Origin of the sequence: Vibrio sp. Vb0888, from assembly GCF_033338835.1 — a bacterium.
GTDB lineage: Bacteria > Pseudomonadota > Gammaproteobacteria > Enterobacterales > Vibrionaceae > Vibrio > Vibrio alginolyticus.
In genome coordinates, this window is record NZ_JAWOTL010000062.1 from 1 (window position 1) to 1,923 (window position 1,923).

3 protein-coding genes are annotated in these 1,923 nt (G+C 46.3%); 2 read left to right on the forward strand and 1 reads right to left on the reverse strand.

What is annotated here, in order from left to right:
- A partial coding sequence (gene minD, locus R7P72_RS23755) for a septum site-determining protein MinD (RefSeq protein WP_318110792.1) occupies nt 1-697 on the forward strand: 697 nt, incomplete at its 5' end.
- 2 nt (nt 698-699) lie between these two features.
- Nucleotides 700-963: a cell division topological specificity factor MinE gene (gene minE, locus R7P72_RS23760; RefSeq protein WP_005458079.1), complete on the forward strand. Its 264-nt coding sequence runs from the start codon at nt 700-702 to the stop codon at nt 961-963.
- An 87-nt stretch (nt 964-1,050) separates the two neighbouring features.
- Here minE and rnd read toward each other — a convergent pair.
- Nucleotides 1,051-1,923: ribonuclease D (gene rnd, locus R7P72_RS23765; RefSeq protein WP_318110793.1), on the reverse strand; the 873-nt coding region annotated here is incomplete at its 5' end.

Sequence of the window (1,923 nt, forward strand, 5' to 3'; positions counted from 1 at the left end):
CGATATCGGCTTGCGTAACCTCGACCTAATCATGGGTTGTGAGCGCCGTGTAGTTTATGACTTTGTGAACGTCATTAACGGCGAAGCGACATTAAACCAAGCGCTAATCAAAGATAAGCGCACAGACAATCTTTTCATTCTTCCAGCATCCCAAACTCGTGACAAAGATGCGCTAACGAAAGACGGCGTGCAACGAGTTTTCACTGAGCTAGATGAAATGGGCTTTGATTTCATCATCTGTGACTCACCAGCAGGTATCGAGCAAGGCGCGCTCATGGCGTTGTACTACGCAGATGAAGCGATTGTAACGACTAACCCTGAAGTATCTTCAGTACGCGACTCAGACCGCATTCTAGGCATCCTAGATTCTAAGTCTCTACGCGCTGAGCAAGGGCTAGAGCCAGTGAAGCAACACCTTCTACTGACACGTTACAACCCTACGCGTGTAAACCAAGGTGAAATGTTGAGTGTGGAAGACGTAGAAGAAATCCTACACATCCCACTATTGGGCGTGATTCCTGAAAGCCAAGCGGTACTTAACGCATCAAACAAAGGTGTGCCGGTCACATTCGACGAAAACACCGATGCGGGCATGGCGTACTCTGACACCGTTGATCGCTTACTAGGCAATCAAGTTGAATTTCGTTTCCTTACTGAGGAGAAGAAAGGACTCTTTAAACGACTGTTCGGAGGCTAGACATGTCATTATTAGAATTTTTCCGCCCGCAGAAAAAAACGTCTGCAAGTCTGGCGAAAGAGCGCTTACAAATCATCGTGGCTGAACGCCGCAGCCAAAATGACCCTGCGCCTTCGTACTTACCTCAGCTTAAAGAAGACATTCTGAAGGTGATCAGTAAATACGTAGACATTGACCCGAACATGGTTGATTTAACCTTTGAGCATAAGGATGACGACATTTCTGTACTTGAGCTCAACGTGAAACTGCCTGACGACGAGAAGTAAGGCTTTATTCTCAACGCAATATGCAGCGCACAACAATGTGCGTGTCGAAAAAAGGTTGACCATTTGGTCAACCTTTTTAGTTTGCGCTTATTTCAACGCCTTATTCATTTTTTCGCCCAATAACTCTAGACGCCAACCTTGCATAACATCAGGCAAGCGAGCAGGATCACGATCCTTCTTCCACACCCAACTGATGAGCTGGTTAATCTGCTTTTTCGATGCTAAAAACTCGGTCGCTAACCCTGATTTTTGCGCAGCACTTTTCACGACATCTTTCATGTTTTTGAAAACCTGCTTATAGCCAGGGTAATCCATCAGGCGATCAATTTTAGCTGGGTATTCTTCTGGTGGCGTTTGCTTAGCCTTTTTCACGATGGCCGCAATTTTAGTACCGTGACGATTGACCGCGCGGCTATCCATCCCTTCCGCTTCCATCTTTTTAAAGCTTGTTAAACCTAAACGAGCAACCGTTAGCAAATCACCCTCTTTGAAGATGAAGTTTAGTGCTAAATCGCGCTTGATTGCTTCACGATAACGCCAAGTCGCTAGCGGCTTTAACACAGCTAACTCTGACGGTTTAAGTTGCCACGCTCCTTTAATATCAAGGTACGCATTTTCTTCGTTGGTTTCGCGAATGCGTTTGGAAACCAACAAGTCGCTCTCTTGCTGCACCGCTTCCCACCAACCAGCTTCAGTGACTTTATCGAGCAATTTTTCGTAAAGTGGCAACAAGTAGTGAACGTCTGCCGCTGCATAATCAAGTTGCTTTTGCGTGAGAGGACGAGCCATCCAGTCGGTGCGAGATTCACTCTTGTCCAACGCAACACCTAAGTATTCTTCCACCAGCGTTGCGAAACCTGTTGACAGCCCGTGGCCAAGAAACGCCGCCATTAACTGTGTATCGACCATTGGAAATGGCGTACAACCAAATGCATTTTGGAATACTTCTAAATCTTCGCC

Bases quoted from the DNA above. Each gene is read 5' to 3' on its own strand.
- minE (WP_005458079.1), top strand. From the start codon at position 700: ATGTCATTATTAGAATTTTTCCGCCCGCAGAAAAAAACGTCTGCAAGT.